This is a genomic window from Streptomyces sp. RK62, assembly GCF_018070255.1.
GTDB classification, from domain to species: Bacteria; Actinomycetota; Actinomycetes; order Streptomycetales; family Streptomycetaceae; genus Streptomyces; species Streptomyces nigra.
Genome location: NZ_JAGPYD010000019.1, coordinates 101629 through 119917, shown reverse-complemented (window position 1 = coordinate 119917; position 18289 = coordinate 101629). Strand labels below are relative to the sequence as shown.

18 protein-coding genes are annotated in these 18289 nt (G+C 71.9%); 14 read left to right on the top strand and 4 right to left on the bottom strand.

The genetic code is table 11. The annotated features are described in order from the left end of the window. The first annotated feature begins 27 nt into the window (after positions 1-27). Both KBY32_RS31115 and KBY32_RS31110 read left to right on the top strand, forming a co-directional pair. Positions 28-1512 carry a GntP family permease gene (locus KBY32_RS31115; RefSeq protein ID WP_055621761.1) on the top strand — a complete coding sequence of 495 codons (1485 nt, stop codon included), beginning with the start codon at positions 28-30 and terminating at the stop codon, positions 1510-1512. A gap of 86 nt (positions 1513-1598) precedes the next feature. After that, on the top strand, positions 1599-2171 hold the full coding sequence (locus KBY32_RS31110) for a hypothetical protein (protein ID WP_210982436.1): 573 nt from the start codon (positions 1599-1601) through the stop codon (positions 2169-2171). 200 nt (positions 2172-2371) lie between these two features. On the opposite strand, the gene KBY32_RS31105 is transcribed toward KBY32_RS31110, so the two are convergent. Then, on the bottom strand, positions 2372-3721 hold the full coding sequence (locus KBY32_RS31105) for a M14 family metallopeptidase (RefSeq protein WP_055621763.1): 1350 nt from the start codon (positions 3719-3721) through the stop codon (positions 2372-2374). A gap of 342 nt (positions 3722-4063) precedes the next feature. Between KBY32_RS31105 and KBY32_RS31100 the strand changes: the two genes are divergently transcribed. After that, on the top strand, positions 4064-4978 hold the full coding sequence (locus KBY32_RS31100; protein ID WP_210982435.1) for an MEDS domain-containing protein: 915 nt from the start codon (positions 4064-4066) through the stop codon (positions 4976-4978). A 102-nt stretch (positions 4979-5080) separates the two neighbouring features. After that, a complete protein-coding gene (locus KBY32_RS31095; protein WP_210982434.1) occupies positions 5081-6400 on the top strand; it encodes an Nramp family divalent metal transporter in 1320 nt (439 codons plus the stop codon). Positions 6401-6407: 7 nt separating this feature from the next. Here the strand turns inward: KBY32_RS31095 and KBY32_RS31090 are convergent, their stop codons facing one another. Both KBY32_RS31090 and KBY32_RS31085 read right to left on the bottom strand, forming a co-directional pair. Beyond that, positions 6408-7634 carry a hypothetical protein gene (locus tag KBY32_RS31090; RefSeq protein WP_210982433.1) on the bottom strand — a complete coding sequence of 409 codons (1227 nt, stop codon included), beginning with the start codon at positions 7632-7634 and terminating at the stop codon, positions 6408-6410. Between the two features lie 42 nt (positions 7635-7676). Continuing rightward, entirely contained in the window at positions 7677-8183 is a 507-nt protein-coding gene (locus tag KBY32_RS31085) for a SigE family RNA polymerase sigma factor (RefSeq protein WP_055621767.1), read from the bottom strand. A gap of 127 nt (positions 8184-8310) precedes the next feature. Here KBY32_RS31085 and KBY32_RS31080 point away from each other — a divergent pair, with 127 nt between their 5' ends. After that, positions 8311-8736, top strand: coding sequence for a hypothetical protein (locus KBY32_RS31080; RefSeq protein ID WP_210982432.1), 426 nt, complete (start codon positions 8311-8313; stop codon positions 8734-8736). Here the strand turns inward: KBY32_RS31080 and KBY32_RS31075 are convergent, their stop codons facing one another. Continuing rightward, the gene (locus KBY32_RS31075) at positions 8737-10440 is read right to left on the bottom strand and encodes a chitinase (RefSeq protein ID WP_055621769.1); all 1704 of its coding nucleotides are present in this window, start codon (positions 10438-10440) and stop codon (positions 8737-8739) included. A 278-nt stretch (positions 10441-10718) separates the two neighbouring features. On the opposite strand from KBY32_RS31075, the gene KBY32_RS31070 reads away from it, so the two are divergent. The 9 genes from KBY32_RS31070 to KBY32_RS31030 all read left to right on the top strand — a co-directional run bounded on the left by KBY32_RS31070 (position 10719) and on the right by KBY32_RS31030 (position 18267). After that, positions 10719-11528 carry a hypothetical protein gene (locus tag KBY32_RS31070; RefSeq protein WP_247690254.1) on the top strand — a complete coding sequence of 270 codons (810 nt, stop codon included), beginning with the start codon at positions 10719-10721 and terminating at the stop codon, positions 11526-11528. Positions 11529-11598: 70 nt separating this feature from the next. Further along, on the top strand, positions 11599-12306 hold the full coding sequence (cpaB, locus tag KBY32_RS31065; protein WP_210982430.1) for a Flp pilus assembly protein CpaB: 708 nt from the start codon (positions 11599-11601) through the stop codon (positions 12304-12306). Between the two features lie 9 nt (positions 12307-12315). Continuing rightward, positions 12316-13596, top strand: a complete 1281-nt coding sequence (locus tag KBY32_RS31060; RefSeq protein ID WP_055621772.1) for an AAA family ATPase — start codon at positions 12316-12318, stop codon at positions 13594-13596. Between the two features lie 47 nt (positions 13597-13643). Beyond that, positions 13644-13970 (top strand): pilus assembly protein, encoded by a 327-nt coding sequence (locus KBY32_RS31055; RefSeq protein WP_234350844.1) that lies wholly within the window; start codon positions 13644-13646, stop codon positions 13968-13970. A 1-nt stretch (position 13971) separates the two neighbouring features. After that, on the top strand, positions 13972-14322 hold the full coding sequence (locus KBY32_RS31050) for a TadE/TadG family type IV pilus assembly protein (RefSeq protein ID WP_055621774.1): 351 nt from the start codon (positions 13972-13974) through the stop codon (positions 14320-14322). Between the two features lie 12 nt (positions 14323-14334). After that, positions 14335-15672 carry a CpaF family protein gene (locus tag KBY32_RS31045; RefSeq protein ID WP_055621775.1) on the top strand — a complete coding sequence of 446 codons (1338 nt, stop codon included), beginning with the start codon at positions 14335-14337 and terminating at the stop codon, positions 15670-15672. A gap of 10 nt (positions 15673-15682) precedes the next feature. After that, the gene (locus KBY32_RS31040) at positions 15683-16630 is read left to right on the top strand and encodes a type II secretion system F family protein (RefSeq protein WP_210982429.1); all 948 of its coding nucleotides are present in this window, start codon (positions 15683-15685) and stop codon (positions 16628-16630) included. Between the two features lie 11 nt (positions 16631-16641). Further along, on the top strand, positions 16642-17535 hold the full coding sequence (locus tag KBY32_RS31035) for a DUF5936 domain-containing protein (RefSeq protein ID WP_210982428.1): 894 nt from the start codon (positions 16642-16644) through the stop codon (positions 17533-17535). Positions 17536-17544: 9 nt separating this feature from the next. Then, positions 17545-18267 (top strand): response regulator transcription factor, encoded by a 723-nt coding sequence (locus KBY32_RS31030; protein WP_210982427.1) that lies wholly within the window; start codon positions 17545-17547, stop codon positions 18265-18267. Positions 18268-18289: the final 22 nt, after the last annotated feature.

Genomic DNA, 18289 nt, shown 5'->3' with positions numbered 1-18289 from the left:
GGATGCACCCACCCCGAGGACCCCCCGATGCCCCCTTCGCTCCTTCCGCTCGCCGCGCAGGCCCCCGAGACACCCCCGCACACCGGCGGTCTGCTGCACCTCATCGACGGCACGGCCGGACTGCTCACGGTCGCCGCCCTCGGCATCGCGCTGCTGCTCTACCTGATCATCAAGGTGCGGCTCCAGCCGTTCGTCGCGCTGCTCGCCGTCTCCATAGCCGTCGGCCTGATGGCCGGCCTCTCCGTCACCGAACTCTTCGGCACCGTCCAGCGGTCCGACGCGGTCTCCACCATCGAGTCCGGCATGGGCGGCATCCTCGGCCATGTCGCCATCATCATCGGCCTCGGCACCATGCTCGGCGCCATCCTCGAAGTCAGCGGCGGCGCCGAGGTGCTGGCCTCCCGGCTGCTGCGGCTCTTCGGGGAGCGCCGGGCCCCGCTCGCGATGGGTGTGACCGGCCTGATCTTCGGCATCCCGGTCTTCTTCGACGTCGGCATCTTCGTCCTCGCGCCGCTCGTCTACGCCGCCGCCAAGCGCTCCGGCAAGTCGATCCTGCTGTATTGCCTGCCGCTGCTCGCGGGCCTGTCGATGACCCACGCCTTCCTGCCCCCGCACCCCGGCCCGGTGGCCGCGGCCGGACTGCTCCACGTCGAGCTGGGCTGGGTCATCCTCATGGGCGTCGTCTGCGGCATCCCCGCCGTGCTGGCCGCCTGGGCGTACGCGGCCTGGATCGGGCGGCGCGTCTTCGTCGCCGTGCCGCAGGACATGGTCGAGGCGGCCGAGGAGGCCCGGCAGTCGGTCGTCGCCGAACAGCGGGCGGCCGGTGTGGAGCCCCGCGAGGCCCCGGTGCCGCTCGGTACCGTCCTCGGCATCATCGGTACGCCGCTGGTGCTGATCCTCGCCGCGACGTTCTCCTCGATCGGTCTGGACCCGTCCACCACCCGCTCGGTGATCGAGTTCTTCGGGCACCCGTTCGTGGCCCTGACGATCGCCCTGCTCCTCGCGTACTACCTGCTGGGCATCCGGCGCGGCTGGTCCCGCAAGTCCCTGGAGACGGTGTCCACTTCGTCGCTGAAGCCGGTCGGCAACATCCTCCTGGTCGTCGGCGCGGGCGGTGTGTTCGGCGCCGTCCTGAAGGCCAGCGGCGTCGCCCAGGCCCTGTCGGACACCTTCAACGACGTGGGCCTGCCCGTCATCGTGCTGTCGTACCTGATCTCGCTGGTGCTGCGGGTCGCCCAGGGGTCCGCGACGGTCGCCATCGTCACCACGGCGGGCATCGTCGCGCCCCTGCTCTCCGAGGGCCACCACTCGCAGGCGTTCGTCGCCCTGGTCATCATGGCGGTCTCGGCCGGTTCCATCTTCGCCTCGCACGTCAACGACGGCGGATTCTGGATCGTGGCCAAGTACTTCGGCATCACCGAGCGGGACACGCTGAAGTCCTGGACGGTGCTGGAGAGCGTCCTGTCGCTGGCCGGGTTCGCGGTGGCGGCGGTGCTCAGCCTGTTCGTGTAGTCCCGCCGGTCCCGTGTCTCGCGGGTCGGTAACGATGCGGGGGCTGGTTGTGCGGACCACAGGGTTGTCGACCATACTGCTCGGCTGTGGAGCAGCGCATAGGTTCAGGCAGCCAGCCCCTGGTGGAAGGCGCCGGGTTCGACCCGGCCTTCGTCCCCGGGCTCACCCCGCCCGCGTCCGCCGCCCCCAAGGGCCCGCAGGAGAAGGGCGATCCGGTCGCGGCGGACCTCGACGAGACGGTGCCCGAGGAGGCCGCCGTCGAGGAGCCCGAAGAGGCGGACGAGGCGGAGGACGTCCAGGAGGACGCGGCCGAGGACGAGGCGCCGGTGGACGGCCCCGTGTTCGAGGCCGCCGACCGGCGGGCGCGGATCGTCGCCGACCACCGGGGAGTCCGGCTCTGCCTGGACGACCAGGAGTGCGAGTTCCGCTGGGACGAGATCGCCGCCGTCGAGACGGAGTCCCCGCGCTTCGGGAAGCGGTTCACCATCACGGTGCACACCCCTGACCGCCGCTGGTACCCGATCGAGATCGAGGCGACGGCCAGGAGCCGCTTCGCGGAGTGGGACGAGCGGCTGGACGCCGTCCTCGACGCCTACTTCGAGGAGGGCGCGGCCGAGGAGGCCGAGGCCGAATCCGAGGCCGCCGCCGAGAAGGAGTAACTCCTAGGGGGTGTCTGACAATTCCCGCCGTCCGCCCCGGAGGGGCGGGCCTCGCGGTGTCTGGTGCGTGCGGTCGCAAGGCGCCGGAGCGCCCTCGTGGCGGAGTCACGTGGGCGTTTCGGCAACGCGGCGAGCGTGCGTGCCAGACACCGCGAGGCAGGTGGGAATTGTCAGACACCCCCTAAGCCCCGTACCGGGCTTCAGGAGCAGTACTGGGCCTCCTTCCCGATGGACCGGTACATGCAGTCCGCGTTCTCCAGCAGCTGGAGGACGGCGTCCCGGTTGCGGGAGGTCTCCCGCTCGATGACCTCGTCGGGCGGGTAGAACCCCCCGCCGCCGGACCGCGGGTACATCTCGAAGGTGTACGAGAAGATCCGCTGGTCGCCCCAGAGCCAGTCGTCGATCGAGCCGTCGGTGATGTAGAGGTCGCTGGCCTGCTCGGGCGTATAGCCGTTGCTGGCCGCCATCTTGCGGCCGACGGCGGCGAAGGCGTTGCGGTCGTCGGCCGTCATCCCGGTCGTGGTGTCGGAGTACGTGTACCCGAACGGCCACAGCACCAGCTCGCTGTAGGTGTGGAAGTCGATGCCGGCCGTGATCTGCTGCTTGCCGCCGACGACCCGGCCGCGCACGAAGTCCGCGACCACCTTCACCTCGGGGGCCGACTCGGCGCGGGCGCCCCGGTAGGTCTCGGAGGACGCCGACCCGGAGGAGCCGCCGCAGCAGCCCCAGCGGTAGGCCCAGTTGCGGTTCAGGTCGGTGCCGACGGCGGAGGAACCGGAGTTGGGCTGCCGGTTCTTGCGCCAGGACCGGTAGGAGCCGGTGGCGATGTCGTACTCGCCGCCGTCCGGGTTGAGGTCGGGCACGATCCAGATCTCCCGGCTGTTCACCAGGCCGGTGATCCGCGCGTCGCTCCCGTAGCCGGAGGTCAGTTCGCGCAGCAGGTAGAGCGCCATCTCGACGGTGAGGTGCTCCCGGGCGTGCTGGTGGTGCGTGAACAGCACCTCGGGCTCGGCCTCGTCGGTGCCCACGTTGTCGCTGATCTTGAGGGCGACGATGTCCCGGCCCTGATAGGACGTGCCGATGACACGCCGGCTCACGAGGGACGGGTGGGCCGCGACGACCGTGTTGATCTCGGCCGTCATCTCCGCGTAGTTGTGGTAGCGCGAGTCGCCCGACGGGAAGTCGTACAGCCGTACGTCGTCCTCGCCTGCGGACCGGTCGGGGACCGCGCCGAGCGGGGTGACGTCGTAGCCGAGCGCCCTGAGCTTCTTGATCTGGTCCGCGCGGCCGGAGACGACGACACCGTGGTCGTCGGCGGCGTCCACGCTCACGCCCGTGCGCTGAAGGGCCGTGCGGTCGGCGGGAGTCGCGTGCAGCCGGACCTCGTACTGGCGGATGTCGTCGGCCGAGGGGGCCGCCTTGGCGGCGCTGTCGGCGGTGGCCGGGTCGGTGCTGGTCAGCGGCGCCGCGAGGGCGAGGGAGAGCAGGGCCGCGAGGGCGGCGGCCCGTCTGCCGCCCCGGGCGCCTGGACCGCGTGTGCGAAGTCGCATGAATTCTCCTGGGAGAAGTGGGGGTGGGGTTCAGTGCGACGTACGACTGGTGCGGGGGTGCGGGGCTCATGGTCGGGGCATGGCATGAACAGTTCAAGGGTGGAGAACCGGCCGATGCCCGGAACCGGCCGAAAATCGGGCCGCGCAGTGTACGCGCGCGGTATGCGCCCGGCGCGTTCCCGGGCGAAGTCCACCCGCCGGTGTGACCCCGGCGTGCGCGGCGGCGCACGGCCCGGGAAGGGTGAGGGTCCGCGCAAGGGGGAGCGGGGGGAGCGACGGCGGCGGGGACCGGCGCACCCCCGGCTCCCCCCGGCCTCCCCAGGACGTCAGGAGAGCCCGCCCATGACCTCTCAGGCCGACCCCGGACCCGGTCCGTTCGACCACCGCATGGCCGTCTTCGGCTCCGACGAGGAGTTCCTGGCCCAGGCGCTGCCGTTCCTCGCCGAGGGGCTCTCCGCGCCGCACGAACCGCCGCCCGTGGTCATCGCCGCCCCCGGCAACCTGGACCTGCTGCGCGACGCCCTCGGGCCCGGCACCGGCGACATCGGACTCGTCCCGCACACCGAGTGGTACACCGGCTCCGCCGCCAACGCGATCGCGCAGGGCGCCGGTCACCTCGCCGCGCACGCCGGTCCCGGTGGCCGGATCCATCTGCTGATGGAGCCCGTGTGGGGCGGCCGGGCCGGCCGCTCGCCCCGCGAGACCGCCGAGTGGATCCGCTACGAGGCCCTCGCCAACCTGCTGTTCGCCCCGCTCGCCACCACCGCGCTGTGCGCCTACGACGCCCGGATCGCCGGTGCCACCATCGTCGCCGCCGCCCGCCGCACCCACCCCGACACCCCGGTGTACGAGGACCCGCTCAGGATCGCCGCCGAACTGGACGCCGTACCGCTCCCCGCCCCGCCCGCCGACGCCGAGCGCCTCCCCGGTCCGGCCCCCGCCGCCGGAGCCGTACGCACCTGGGCCACCGTGCAGGGGCTGGCCCCGGCCGACGCGGACGTGTTCGCGACAGCCGTCGCCGAGGCGGCCGCCGCCCTCGGCCCCCTCGACCGGGCCCTGCTGTGGGCCGACGGCCCGGCCTGCGTCTGCGAACTGCGGCCCGTGCGCCGCGTCGACGACCCACTGGCGGGCTTCGTACCGCCGCCGGACACCGCACCCGGGCAGGGCAAAGGCCTGTGGTTCGCCCGCCAGGTGTGCGCCTACGTGGACGTCCGCGACGAACCGGACGGGGCGAGCGTCCGGCTCCAGTACGGCTGACCAGCGCGGACGAGGTGCGCTCGTAGCGTCCGTGCGGACATCGGGTGCAGATCGCGGCACGCCCTCTTGTCGCCCCGGCGCCCGTGCGCTTACTTGACCTGCATGGCGGACACCACGGGAAGCACAGAGGCAACACCGGTCGGCGCGGCGGACTCCCGTCCCCGTAAGTCCAGTTGGCGGTACATCGGGCCCGGCATCGTCGTGGCCGCGACCGGGGTCGGCGCCGGCGACCTGGTCGCCACGCTCATCGCGGGCAGCAACTTCGGCTACACCCTGCTGTGGGCCGCGATCATCGGCTGTCTGGTCAAGATCTCGCTCGCCGAGGCCGCCGGACGCTGGCATCTGTCCACCGGCCGCACCCTCTTCGACGGCTGGGCCTCCCTGGGCCGCTGGACCACCTGGTTCTTCGGCGCCTACGTCGTGGTCTGGGGCTTCGTCTACGGCGCGGCCGCGATGTCGTCGAGCGCCCTGCCCCTGCAGGCGCTGTTCCCGAACGTGATGGACCTGGAGTGGTGGGCCATCGCCTGTGGCCTGACCGGTCTGGTGTTCGTCTGGTTCAACAAGTACGCGGTGTTCGAGAAGGTCATGACCGTCCTGGTGGGCGTCATGTTCGTCGTCACCGTCTATCTCGCGATCCGTGTCACGCCGAACCTCGGGGACGCCTTCGCGGGCCTGCTGCCCGTGCTGCCCGACGAGAAGGACTCGATCCTCAACACCCTCGGCCTGATCGGCGGCGTCGGCGGCACCATCACGCTGGCCGCGTACGGCTACTGGGTCAACGCCAAGGGCTGGACGGACACCGGCTGGATGAAGGTGATGCGGCTCGACAACCGGGTCGCCTACATCACCACCGGCATCTTCGTCGTCGCGATGCTCTTCGTCGGCGCCGAACTGCTGCACTCGGCGAACGTGGCCATCGCGAGCGGCGACAAGGGCCTGCTCCAGCTCGGCGACATCCTGGAGGACGAGTACGGCACGGCGACCGCGAAGTTCTTCCTGATCGGCTTCTTCGCCACCTCGTACACCTCGCTGATCGGCGTCTGGCACGGGGTGAGCCTGATGTTCGCGGACTTCGTCGCCCGCTACCGGGGCGAGAGCGCGCAGAAGGGCGAGAAGGTCGCCTCCGGCGCCCGCGAACGCTCCTGGCCGTTCCGCGCGTACCTGCTGTGGCTGACCTTCCCGCCGATCGTCCTGCTGTTCCAGGGCCAGCCCTTCCGCCTGATCATCCTCTACGGCGTGCTGGGCGCGGCCTTCCTGCCGTTCCTCGCGGGCACCCTGCTCTGGCTCCTCAACTCCGCCCGCACGCCCGCGCCCTGGCGCAACGGGCTGCTCAGCAACACCATGCTGACGATCGCCGGACTGCTGTTCCTGGTCCTGTGCGTCAAGCAGGTCTGGGACCAGCCCTGGGCGGACTTCTTCTAGCCGTCTTTCAGCGGTACCGGTCCCACTGGGGGCTCAGGGCGATCTTCCGCAGCTGGGCCTCGGTGAGGACCGGTGCCGTGCGGCTGGGGGCCTCGTGCTGGGTCGGCGCGTTGAGGGCGCTGACGACGACCCGGAAGCCGTCGGTGCGCAGGGTGTCGACGGTCCACATCACGGCACCCGCCACGCCCTTGTCGCCGCCGTTCTCACGGAAGTCCACCCGCGTCCCGTCCGGCAGCGTCTCGGACCCCTCCCCGAACAGCTCCCCGGCGACATCTCCCATGCCCGGCTGCACGTCGACCTGTACATAGCCGCGGCCCTCGCCGTCGTCCAGGACGAGGAACGAGTAGTCCTCGCCCCGCTCCACGACCTTCGCCTTCCGGGGCAGCAGGGCCGCGAACGTGTCCAGCACCGAGTCCACGGACGGCTGGGCAGGCGGCTCCTGTGCCTCCACCGGGTCCTCGGGGAGCGAGTCGACGTAGGAGCGCCACACCGGCGCCGTCACCAGCTTCCGCAACCGGGCCGTGGACAGCGGCGGTTCGGGACGGGTCACCGGGGCGTCCTTCTCCGCCGCCGCGTTCAGCTCGTTGACGAAGACGTGCTGGCCGGCCGGGGTCACCAGCTCCGCCGACCACAGCTTGGTCTTGGAGCTCCGGTCGTTGGAGACGTACCCCTGGAACAGCTTCAGCCGTGAGCCGTCGGACAGCCGGGTGGTGACGCACGTGTCGTGCCGCACCAGCGCTCGGTCGGGGCAGTCGACGGTCTGGCGGGCCTGTTGGCTGCCCGCCTCGATCCGGTCCAGGCCGACGACGACCGCCGCGGCCCCCTTGCCGTCGTCGAACACGAGACGCGCGTACGGCGCAGGCGCGCGGTCCGCCCCGCCCTGGGCCTCCTGCCCGCTCACCTTGCCCTTGGGCAGCAGCTTCTCCAGCGACTCGGTCATCTCGTGCGCGGTGACGGGCGCCGTCAGCGTCTGCTGGGACGGTTGCCCGGACGTGCCGGGGCGGGGGGCCGGGGCGTCGCCCCCGGGGAGGAGCAGCGTGCCGCCGACCCCGGCCAGCGCCACCCCGGCGACGCCGCCGACGACCGCCGTACGCCGGCGCAGCCGCTGCCGGCGGCCTCGGGCCAGCCCCCCGTCGACGAGGGCCGCGCGGTCGGTGGTGAAGTGGTCGCCGGCATCGCGCAGGGCGTGCCCGAGCCGGGTCTCGAAGGGGTCCTGGTCGTGTTCCACGGGCATGGCGGATCCACCGTTTCTCGGAGAAGGGTGAGGGGGGCGGGCTCAGCGGGCGGCGTACTCGCCGAGTTCCTCGCCGAGGAGTTCGCGCAGCCGGCCCAGCGCCCGGGTGCACCGGGTGCGCACGGCGGCCGAGCTGGCGTTCATGACGTCGGCGGTCTCCTCGACCGAGCGGTCCTCCCAGTAGCGCAGCACGACGACCGCCCGGTCCTTGGCGGGCAGCCGCGCCAGCGCCTGGAGCAGCGTCAGCCGCAGCGGCAGGTCGCCGTCGGCCGCGGCCCGGTCGGGGATGGCGCCGGTGGCCCGCTCGGTGCTGCTGCGCCGCCGCTGGTGGGCGAGGAAGGCGCGGGTGAGGACGGTCTGCGCGTAGCCGGCCGGGTTGTCCACCCGGGAGATCCGTCCCCAGCGGACGTAGATCCGGCCGAGGGTCTCCTGGACGAGGTCCTCGGCGAGATGGGTGTCCCCGGCCGTCAGCAGACAGGCCGAGCGGTACAGATGCCCGGCCCTGGCCGCCGCGAACCGCGCGTACTCGTCGGCGCGCGGCTGTCTCATACGTCCCCCTGTTGGCTGTGCGGTGAGGCCCTCACCTCACTGATGCGGTGGGGCGGGGAGAATGTTTCACCGCAGCACCCGGAATTTTCCGGAGCATCCCGCGAGGACGAGGACCAGGACGCCACCGATGAGCGAGCAGCCACCCGCACCCGGCCCGGGCTTCGGCCCGCCCCCGCCGCAGTACGCGCCCCATCAGGCGCCCGCGCCACCGCCGTACGCCCCCGCGCAGCCGGGGTACGGGCCGGTCCCGCCGCAGCCGCAGCAGCAGGCGGCGGGGCCGGAGTTCCTGGCCGTCGACAAGCGCAACGCGGTCGTCGTCGACGCCTCCGGGGTCGTCTTCGAGATGTACGGCCTGTCGGTGGAGTTCCGCTGGCCGGAGATCCGCAGCGTCCACTACCAGGCGAGCCCGAACGGCAAGGCGCTGATGGTCGCCGTGGTCCACCAGGACGGGCGGTTCTACGAGTGTGTGGTGGAGGCCAAGCCCCGGGCCAGGCTGCGGGAGTGGTTCCCGCAGCTGGCCTGGGTGCTCGGCCACTACCGTCCGGCGGGGTGACTACGGCAGGGCGTGGACGTGCGGCCCCACCGCGTTGGACCAGGCGTTGCCCGCGGTCGCGTCCCAGTTGGTGGACCAGGTCATCGCGCCCCGCAGATCGGGGTAGGTCCGGGACGGCTTGAACGTGCCGCAGTTCGTGCCCTTGGCGAGGCAGTCCAGGGCGTTGTTCACGATCGCCGGCGACACATAGCCGCTGCCCGCGCCCCGGGTGGAGGCGGGCAGGCCCAGGCCGACCTGGGACGGGGCCAGGCCGCCCTCCAGCTGGATGCAGGCCAGGGCGGTCAGGAAGTCCACCGAGCCCTGGCTGTAGACCTTGCCGTCGCAGCCCAGCATCGAACCGCTGTTGTAGTACTGCATGTTGACGACGGTGAGGATGTCCTTGATGTTCAGCGCCGTCTGGAAGTACGCGTTCGACGTCGACTGCATGTCGATGGTCTGCGGCGCCATCGTGATGATGAGCGACGAGCCCGCCTTCGCCGACAGGGACCGCAGCGCCTGGGTCATGTAGGTGGCGTTGAGGCCGTTCTCCAGGTCGATGTCGACGCCGTCGAAGCCGTACTCCTGCATCAGCGCGTACACCGAGTTCGCGAAGTTCGCCGCCGACGCGGAGTCGTTCACGGCGACCGTGCCGCGCTCACCGCCGACCGAGACGATGACCTTCTTCCCGGCGGCCTGCTTGGCCCGGATGTCCGCCTTGAACTGGTCGACGGTGTAGCCGCCGAGCCCGGCCGAGTCCAGGTTGAAGGTGACCGCGCCCGGAGTCCCGGTCGCGTCGGCGAAGGCGACGGCGATGATGTCGTACTGGGACTGCACGTCGGCCAGCTTCTGCACGGCCGCGCCGTTGTTGAAGTTCTGCCAGTAGCCGGTCACCGCGTGCTTGGGCAGCGAGGGCCCCGTCGGGGTCGCCGTGGTCGTGCCCGTCACGGTCGCCGACTTTCCGGACTCACCCGCCGCGTTGGTGGCAGTGACCTGGAAGGAGTACGACGTGGAGGCCGCGAGGCCGGTGACCGTCGCCGAGGTGCCGCCGACCGCGGTCACCTTGGTGCCGTTGCGGTAGACGTTGTAGCCGGTGGCGCCGGAGACCGTGTTCCAGGCCAGGGAGATCGAGGAGCTGGTGCGGCCCGAGACGCTGAGCCCGCCCGGGACGCCGGGGACCGTCGGAGCGGGGTCGGTGCCCCCGCCGCCGTCCGGCCCGAACACGGAGATGTCGTCGGCGAAGTAGGCCGCCTGGCCGTACCAGCCGTGGGTGTAGACCGTCACCGAGCTGGTGGAGCCGCCGGTGGTGAACGTCGTCGAGAGCTGCTTCCAGCCCGCCGAGTCAGGCGTCCAGGTCGACACGTCGGTCGTGCCGGTGCCGGTCACGCCGAGGTAGGTGTAGCCGCCCTGGACCCAGGCGCTGAGCGTGTAGGTCGAGTTGGGCTTCACGGCCACGCTCTGGCTGCACCGGGCGTTGTCCTGCCCGGCGGGCGTCGCCTTGAGCGCGCTCGCGCCGCCGTGCACGGGTGAGGTGACCGTGGTGCCGCTGTTCGCGGTACAGGTCCAGTTGGTCAGGCCGGACTCGAAGCCGGCGTTCCTGGCGTTGTTGACGTCCGCCGCGGACGCCTGACCGGCGCCGAGGAAGGTCAGGGAGAGGGCCGAGGCGGCGAGAGCCGCACACAGGCGCGCCGCCCGTCCGGGGAAGCCCCGGGATCTGTTAGTGAACATGCCAAAACAAGGTGGTCCAGACCAATCAAACTGTCAAGAGGTTCCGGACGTGGAGACTTTGTGCGCGCGACCTGCCCCGTTTTGACGGGAGTTGGGGGTGGGCAGTTGTCCCCCGGCTGCTGAAACGCTGTTCTCCGGTCATCGAGCCGTGGATACAGTGCAGGGACAGTCACGCAACGAAGTCGTCCCGGCGCGGCGGAGTGACACCGGAGCGCCGGGGCCGGGTGGGGAGCGGGGAGCGACGCGTGCCAACTGCCATTGCCGTGACCAGTGCCGACATGGCACTGCCGGCGCAGGACGAGCGGACCGTGCCCGCCGTGGTGCTCAAGGACCTCGAACAGGAGCCGCTGGACAGCTCGCTGGCGCATCTGCAGGCCCTGACCGAACACCACGGCCATGTGATCGTCGTCTGCTCCCGGGCCGTCTCCCGGCGCGCCCGGCAACGGCTGCACACCGTGCGGTCCCTGCTGGAGAGCGACCGGATCGCCGTCTTCGAACCCGATCTGCCGCCGCTCGCGCTCGCCGTCCTCGCCCGCCAGCTGCGCCAGCTCGCCTCCTGCGACCTCAGCCCCGGCATCCTCGCCTCCGCAGGCCGGCTGCTCACCCACTACCTGCACGCGGGCGCGCTCCTCGGCTCCGTCGCCAGGCTCGACCGCGTCCCCGTCGACCTCGGCTCGCACGCCCGGTCCTGGATGCCCGGCAGCCAGTTCGGCGTCCTCGCCCATCCGTCCCCCGAACTGGTCCGCGCCGCCCCCGGAGTCACCCTGCCGGGACCGGAGTTCGGCACGTCGATGCTGATCGCCCAGGGCCAGCTCCAGTCCGACTGGGTGGCCGGCACCCTCGCCCCGTCGTGGCGCGCCCAGGGCCTGCGCGAGGTGGTGCTGCCCGCCGAGTCCGCCCGCTGGTGGGGGACGCCCAAACTGATCGAGTTCTGCGCCTTCCTGCCCGGCCTGCCGGTGCTCTACCAGCTCGTCACCTCCGTCCGGCAGAGCTCCTGCCACTGGTGCGGCATCGACGTCATCGGCGACCGCTGCGTCTTCTGCTCCGCCACCCCGCCCGTCCACGAGCAGCCCGCCCGCGCAGGCTGAGAGGACCCGGACCCCGGACCGGGCCCACCGACCGCCCCCGACCGATTCCCCCAATGAGGTTGCACGGTTCATGAACTCCCGTCAGCGCCGCGGCGTGATACTCCTGCTCCTGTCGGTCCTGTGCGCCCTCGGCGCCTTCGCCGGCGTGCTGTCCGTCATCAGCGACGTGAAGTCCAAGGTCGGCCCCGAGACCACCGCCTACCGGCTCACCCGCGACGTGGCCCCGTACACCCCGCTCGGCGCGGCCCAGTTCGAGAAGATCGAGATGCCCGAGCGGTGGCTGTCCCCGAACGCCGTCACCGACCTGCGCGAGATCCGCGGCAAGATCGCCGTCACCACGCTCAAGGAGGGCTCCCTCCTCCAGAGCGACATGGTCGTCGACCAGCCCGCCCTCAAGGCCGACGAGCAGGAACTCGCCATCATGATCGACGCGGCCACCGGCGTCGCCGGGAAGATCACCCCCGGCGCCACGGTCAACGTCTACGCCACCTTCGAGGGGCAGCGCGACGGCGAACCCGACCAGTCCAAGCTGATCGTGGCCAACGCCCGTGTCATCGACGTCGGCGACCTGACCTCCCTGCAGCCCGACCGCGACGACCGGGACCGCCGTACCGTCGAGGCCGTCCCCATCACCTTCGCGCTGAAGACCGTGGACGCCCAGCGCATCACCTATGCCGAGTCGTTCGCCGACGAGGTACGGCTCGCCCTGGTGGCCCCGGGCACCGCGTCCGACATCGCCCCGTCGGACCGCACGTACGAACTCGCCAAGGACAAGTGAGAGGCCCCCATGCCCACGAGGATCCTCCCGGCCGTCGGCGACGCGGACGCGGTCCGTTCCCTCACCACCCTGCTCAGCCAGCTCCCCGACGCCGAGCCGGTCGCCCCCGTCACCGACTCCACGCAGCTCGTCGACACCCTCGCCCGCCTCGCCGCCGAGTCCGTCGACGAGCTGCCCGAGGTCGTCGTCGTCCACGAGCGCATCGGTCCGGTCCCGGCCCTGGAGCTCATCCGCGAGGTCGCCCTGCGCTTCCCCGCCGTCGGCGTCGTCCTCGTCACCTCCGACGCGAGCCCCGGCCTCTTCCAGGCCGCCATGGACCACGGCGCCCGCGGCCTGGTCGCGCTGCCCCTGCACTACGAGGAACTCGCCAGCCGGGTCAACGCCGTGGCCCAGTGGTCGGTGGGCGTACGGCGGCACCTGGGCGCCGGAGGCGACGTGTTCGCCGGGACCGGCGGCACCGTCGTCACCGTCAGCGGCGCCAAGGGCGGCGTCGGCGCGACCCTCACCGCCATCCAGCTCGCCCTCGCCGCGCAGGCGTCGGGCCGGAGCACCGCCCTGCTCGACATGGACCTGCAGACCGGTGACATCGCCTCCTACCTGGACATCCAGTTCCGGCGCTCGGTCGCCGACCTCGCCGCCATCACCGACATCTCGCCGCGCGTCCTCGCGGACGCCGTGTTCCGCCACGACACCGGGGTCGCGCTGCTCCTCGCCCCCGGCGACGGCGAGCGCGGCGAGGAGGTCACCGACCGGGCCGCCCGGCACATCGTCGGCGCGCTGCGCTCCCGCTACGAGGTGGTCGTCGTCGACTGCGGGGCCCAGCTCAGCGGTGCCAGCGCGGCCGCCGTCGAGATGGCCGACACCGCGCTCCTCGTCACCACCCCGGACGTGCTCGCGGTGCGCGGCGCCAAGCGCGCCGTGCGGATGTGGGACCGCCTGCAGATCCGCAAGGCGGAGGAGACCACCATCGTCGTCAACCGCCACACCCGGTCCGCGGAGATCCAGCCCGCCCTGGTCCAGCGCATCACCGGCACCGCGGTCGCCGCCACCGCCGTCCCGGCCAACTACAAGGAGCTCCAGGGCGCCGTCGACGCCGGCCGGGTGCACGAACTGGACGCCAAGTCGAGCGTCAAGCAGGCCCTGTGGGCCCTCGCGGGCGAACTGGGCCTGGTGAAGGGCACCGAGGGCGCCGTCCAGCGGCGCGGCGGCCGGGCCAGGGGCGGGGAGCGGGCCCGGGGCGGGGAGCGGCCCGCGGTGACGTTCCGGCGGCGCAAGGAGATAGGGCGGTGAGGCGGCGCCGGGGGGACCGCGGCCAGGTGGCCGTCGAGTTCCTCGGGATGACCCCGCTCATCCTGCTGACGCTGATCGTGCTGTGGCAGTGCGTCCTGGTCGGCTACACGTACACCCTCGCCGGGCACGCCGCCGACGAGGCGGTGCGGGCCGGGACGGCCGCGGACCCCGGCGCCCGGGACGCCGCGTGCCAGGAGGCCGGGCTCGAGGACCTGCCGGGCGCCTGGACCGGCGAGGTGGAGTGCGCCACCGGCGGCGGGCTGGTGACGGCCGACGTGCACCTGGAGGTGCCCGTCCTCTTCCCCGGGTCCATCGGGTTCCCGTTCACGGTCGACGGCCACGCCGGCGCCGTGGAGGAGGAGAGGGGCGACTGACATGGCGTACGGCAGGAAGAACCGCGACCGCGGACAGGTCGCCCTCGAATACCTCGGGTTCGTCCCGCTGCTGATCCTCGTCGCCCTGGCCGGCATCCAGCTCGGCCTCATCGCCTACGCCGCCCAGCAGGCCGGCACCGCGGCCCGGGCCGGGGCCCGCGCCGCCTCCCTGGACGAGAGCGCGCAGGAGGCCTGCTCCGCCGCGGTCAGCGAATGGCTGGAGGTCAGCTGCCCGCCCGCCCTGGGCGGCGACGAGGTCACCGTCACGGCGACGGTCGAGATCCCGTCGATCGTCCCCGGCTGGGAATTCGACCCCGCCGAGAAGACCGCGATCATGCCGCTCGACCACTGAACGAGGATCCCCATGAGCCTGAGGTCACGCATCACCACCCCCGAGGAGAACGGCGGCCGGGGCGAGGACGGCCACCTCGTCGCCTCCTACCGCGCCAAGCTCCTCCAGGAGATCGACCTCGCCGAGATGAGCTCGCTGGCCGCGGCCGAACGCCGGGCCCGCCTGGAGCGCGTGCTCGGGCACATCATCAGCCGCGAGGGCCCGGTGCTGTCCACCTCCGAGCGCTCCCAGCTGATCCGCCGGGTCGTCGACGAGGCCCTCGGCCTCGGCATCCTCGAACCGCTCCTGGAGGACGCGTCGATCACCGAGATCATGGTGAACGGACCCGACGCGATCTTCGTCGAACGCGGCGGCCGGGTCGAGCAGTTGCCGCTGCGCTTCGCCTCCCACGACCAGCTGATGCAGACCATCGAGCGGATCGTCTCCACCGTGAACCGCCGGGTCGACGAGTCCAACCCGATGGTGGACGCCCGGCTGCCGTCCGGTGAGCGCGTCAACGTCATCATCCCGCCGCTCTCCCTCAGCGGCGCCACCCTCACCATCCGCCGCTTCCCGCGCTCCTTCACCCTGCACGAGATGACCGGCCTCGGCTCCCTCGACGAGCCCATGGTGTTCCTGCTGGCCGGCCTCGTACAGGCCAAGTTCAACGTCATCGTCTCCGGCGCCACCGGCACCGGGAAGACGACCCTGCTGAACGCCCTGTCCGGCCTGATCCCCGCCCACGAGCGCATCATCACCATCGAGGACTCCGCCGAACTCCAGCTCCAGCAGGCCCATGTGATCCGCTTGGAGTCCCGCCCGCCGAACGTCGAGGGCAAGGGGCAGGTCACCATCCGCGACCTCGTCCGCAACTCCCTGCGGATGCGCCCCGACCGGATCGTCGTCGGCGAGGTGCGCGGCGGCGAGTCCCTCGACATGCTCCAGGCGATGTCGACCGGCCACGACGGCTCGCTGGCCACCGTGCACGCCAACAGCGCCGAGGACGCCCTGATGCGGCTGAAGACCCTCGCGTCCATGTCCGAGGTCGCCGTCCCCTTCGAGGCGCTGCACGACCAGATCAACAGCGCCGTCGACGTCATCATCCAGCTGACCCGCTTCCCGGACGGCGCCCGCCGCATCACCGAGATCGCCGTCCTCGACAGCCACGGGGCCGAGCCGTACCGGCTGGTCACGGTGGCCCGGTTCAACGCCCAGCCGATGACACCGGACGGCCGCGTCCACGGCGCCTTCGCCTGCTATCCGCTCCCGCGCCGCACCGCCGACCGCCTCTACATGGCGAACCAGCCGATCCCGCAGGCGTTCGGCGTCGCCGCGTCCCCGCTCGAGCTCGCCACCCGAGAGGCCAGGTAGGACCCCGCCCATGGACCTGCAGACCCGCATCACGCTCACCACCGGCATCGCGCTGCTGACCTGCGTCCTGGCCGTGCTGGGCGTCCAGGCGTACGCCGCCGGACGGGCCCGCCGCCAGGCCCTGGTCGACCGTCTGACCGCGGCCGGCCAGATCGCCGACGCCGGTGGCCGGCGCCGCCGCTTCGCCGGCCTGGACCGCCGGCTGCGCCGCACCCGCCTGGGCCGTCGCCTCGAACTGCGGCTGGTCGCCACCGGCCTGGACATCACCCCCGGCGAGTTCTTCGTGACCATGCTCGCCGTGGTGGCCGGGCTCTGGCTGGTCGGGCAGGCGGCCCTCGCCCCCTTCTTCGGCCCCATCGCCGGTCTGCTGGGCGCGTGGGCGGCCGTCCAGTTCCTCGACTGGCAGCGGCAGAAACGCATCGAGCGCTTCATCAACCAGCTCCCCGAACTCGCCCGCATCCTCGCCAACGCCGCGCACGCCGGACTCGCCCTGCGCACCGCGATCGGCCTCGCCGCGGAGGAACTGGAGGCCCCCGCCGGGGAGGAACTCGCCAAGGTCTCCCACCAGCTGGCGCTCGGCGCCTCCATGGACGACGCGCTCGGCGAACTCGCCGAACGCCTCCCCTCCCGCGAACTCGTCGTCCTGGTCACCACGCTCGTCCTGTCCAACCGGGCCGGCGGCCAGGTCGTCAGCGCCCTGCGGAACCTCACCGAGACGCTGGAGGAGCGCAAGGAGACCCGGCGCGAGGTCCGCACCCAGCTCTCCCAGGTCAGCATGACGTCGTACGCCGTTCCCGTGCTCGGCGTCGGATCGCTGTTCCTGATGAACGGCGTCAAGGACGGCGCCCTGGAACGGATGACCGGCAGCCCCGTAGGACAGGCGGCCGTCCTGATCGCGTTCGGGCTGTACGCGCTCGGCTTCCTGCTGATCCGCCGCATGTCGCGGATCGACGTCTGAGGGGACCGCACATGGGAATCGGACTGCTTCTCGCCACCGTCATGGCCCTCGGCGTCGCCGGCGTCTTCGCCGGTGTCCGCATGTACCGGGCGGAGACGAAACTCCCCGCCGACCTGGCGCTCGCGCTGGAGGTCGGCGCGACCCGCACCGGCGCCGTGGACTCCCTGATCGACCGCATGGGCATGCGGTACGCCCCGGCCGTCCTGCGCCTCATGGGACCCAAGCTGGTCGCCCGGTACCGCCGCAAGATCGACCTCGCGGGCAACCCCGGCGGCCTGACCATCGACCGGTACGCGGCCCGCCGCGCCGTGTACGGCTTCCTCGGCGCCGTCGGCTTCCTGGTCTTCCTGCTGCGCGGCCAGCCGCTGGTCGCGCTGCTGCTGCTCGCGTTCGGCGCCTTCTGGACGGAGGTCGGCATCTGGTCGGCCATCCGGATCAGGAAGGACGAGATCGAACGCACCCTGCCGGACTTCCTGGACGTCCTGGCCGTCGTGGTCAGCGCCGGCCTCGGCTTCCGCCAGGCCCTCGACCGCGTCGCCGGCCGGTACGAGGGCCCCTGGGCGGACGAACTGCGCATCACCCTGCGCCAGATGGACCTCGGCATGAGCCGCCGCCAGGCGTTCGCGGAACTGCGCCGCCGCAACGACTCCGAGCAGGTCGCGATGTTCGTGACCGCGCTCCAGCAGGGCGAGGAACTGGGTGCCCCGATCGTCGACACCCTGGTCGCCCTCGCCAAGGACATGCGCCGCACCGACGCGCAGAACGCCCGCCGCAAGGCGGCCCGCGCGGTGCCCAGGGCCACGCTGATGATCACCACCTTCATGGTCCCGGCGACGCTGATCCTGCTGGGCGCGGGCCTGCTGCTCGGGTCCGGCACGGACTTCGGGACGCTGACGGGGGAGTAGGGGGAGCACATGACCGGCATTCCGGCGCAGGAGGCGCTGCGGATCGTGGTGGCGCACGGCGACCCCGCGGCACGGGCGGCCCTGACCGCCCTGCTGTCCGGCCACCCCGCCCTGCGGATCGTGGCGGAGACGGCCGACGGCCCCGAGACCTGGGAGGCGGCCCGCCACCACCACCCGGACACGATCCTGCCGGACGTGCACCTGCCGGGCCTGGACATCCCCCAACTGGCCGGTGTGGCCCCGGTCCTGATGCTGACACACACTGAGGAGCCCGAGACCGCGAGGGAGGCACTGCGCCGAGGAGCGAGCGGCTACCTGGTGCAGGAGGACTTCACGGCGGCCGAACTGGTTGCGGCGGTACGGGAAGTGAAACGGGGACGCACCCCCCTGACCCCGTCAGTCGCCGTACTACTCGCGCAAGCAAACACCGAACGAGCCTACAGAGCTGGGACTTCACCGGAACGACTTTCGCAAGTGCAACCACCTGTGGCACAGTCGTCGTACCGGTCACGGTTCCGATTGAGCAGGAGGGAGGCGGAGATCATGGACCTCATCGCATCCGGCATGAACAACCAGCAGATCGCCGCCACCTGTTTCATCACCGAAAAGACGGTCAAGAACCACATCAACCGCATCTTCGCCAAACTTCACAGCACCAACCGGGCGGAGGCCGCAGCCAAGTGGCGTGGTACGCAGCCCGGTTCACACCAGGGCGGAGCTGAGGGGCGATGACGCGACGACTGTTTTCGGTCAT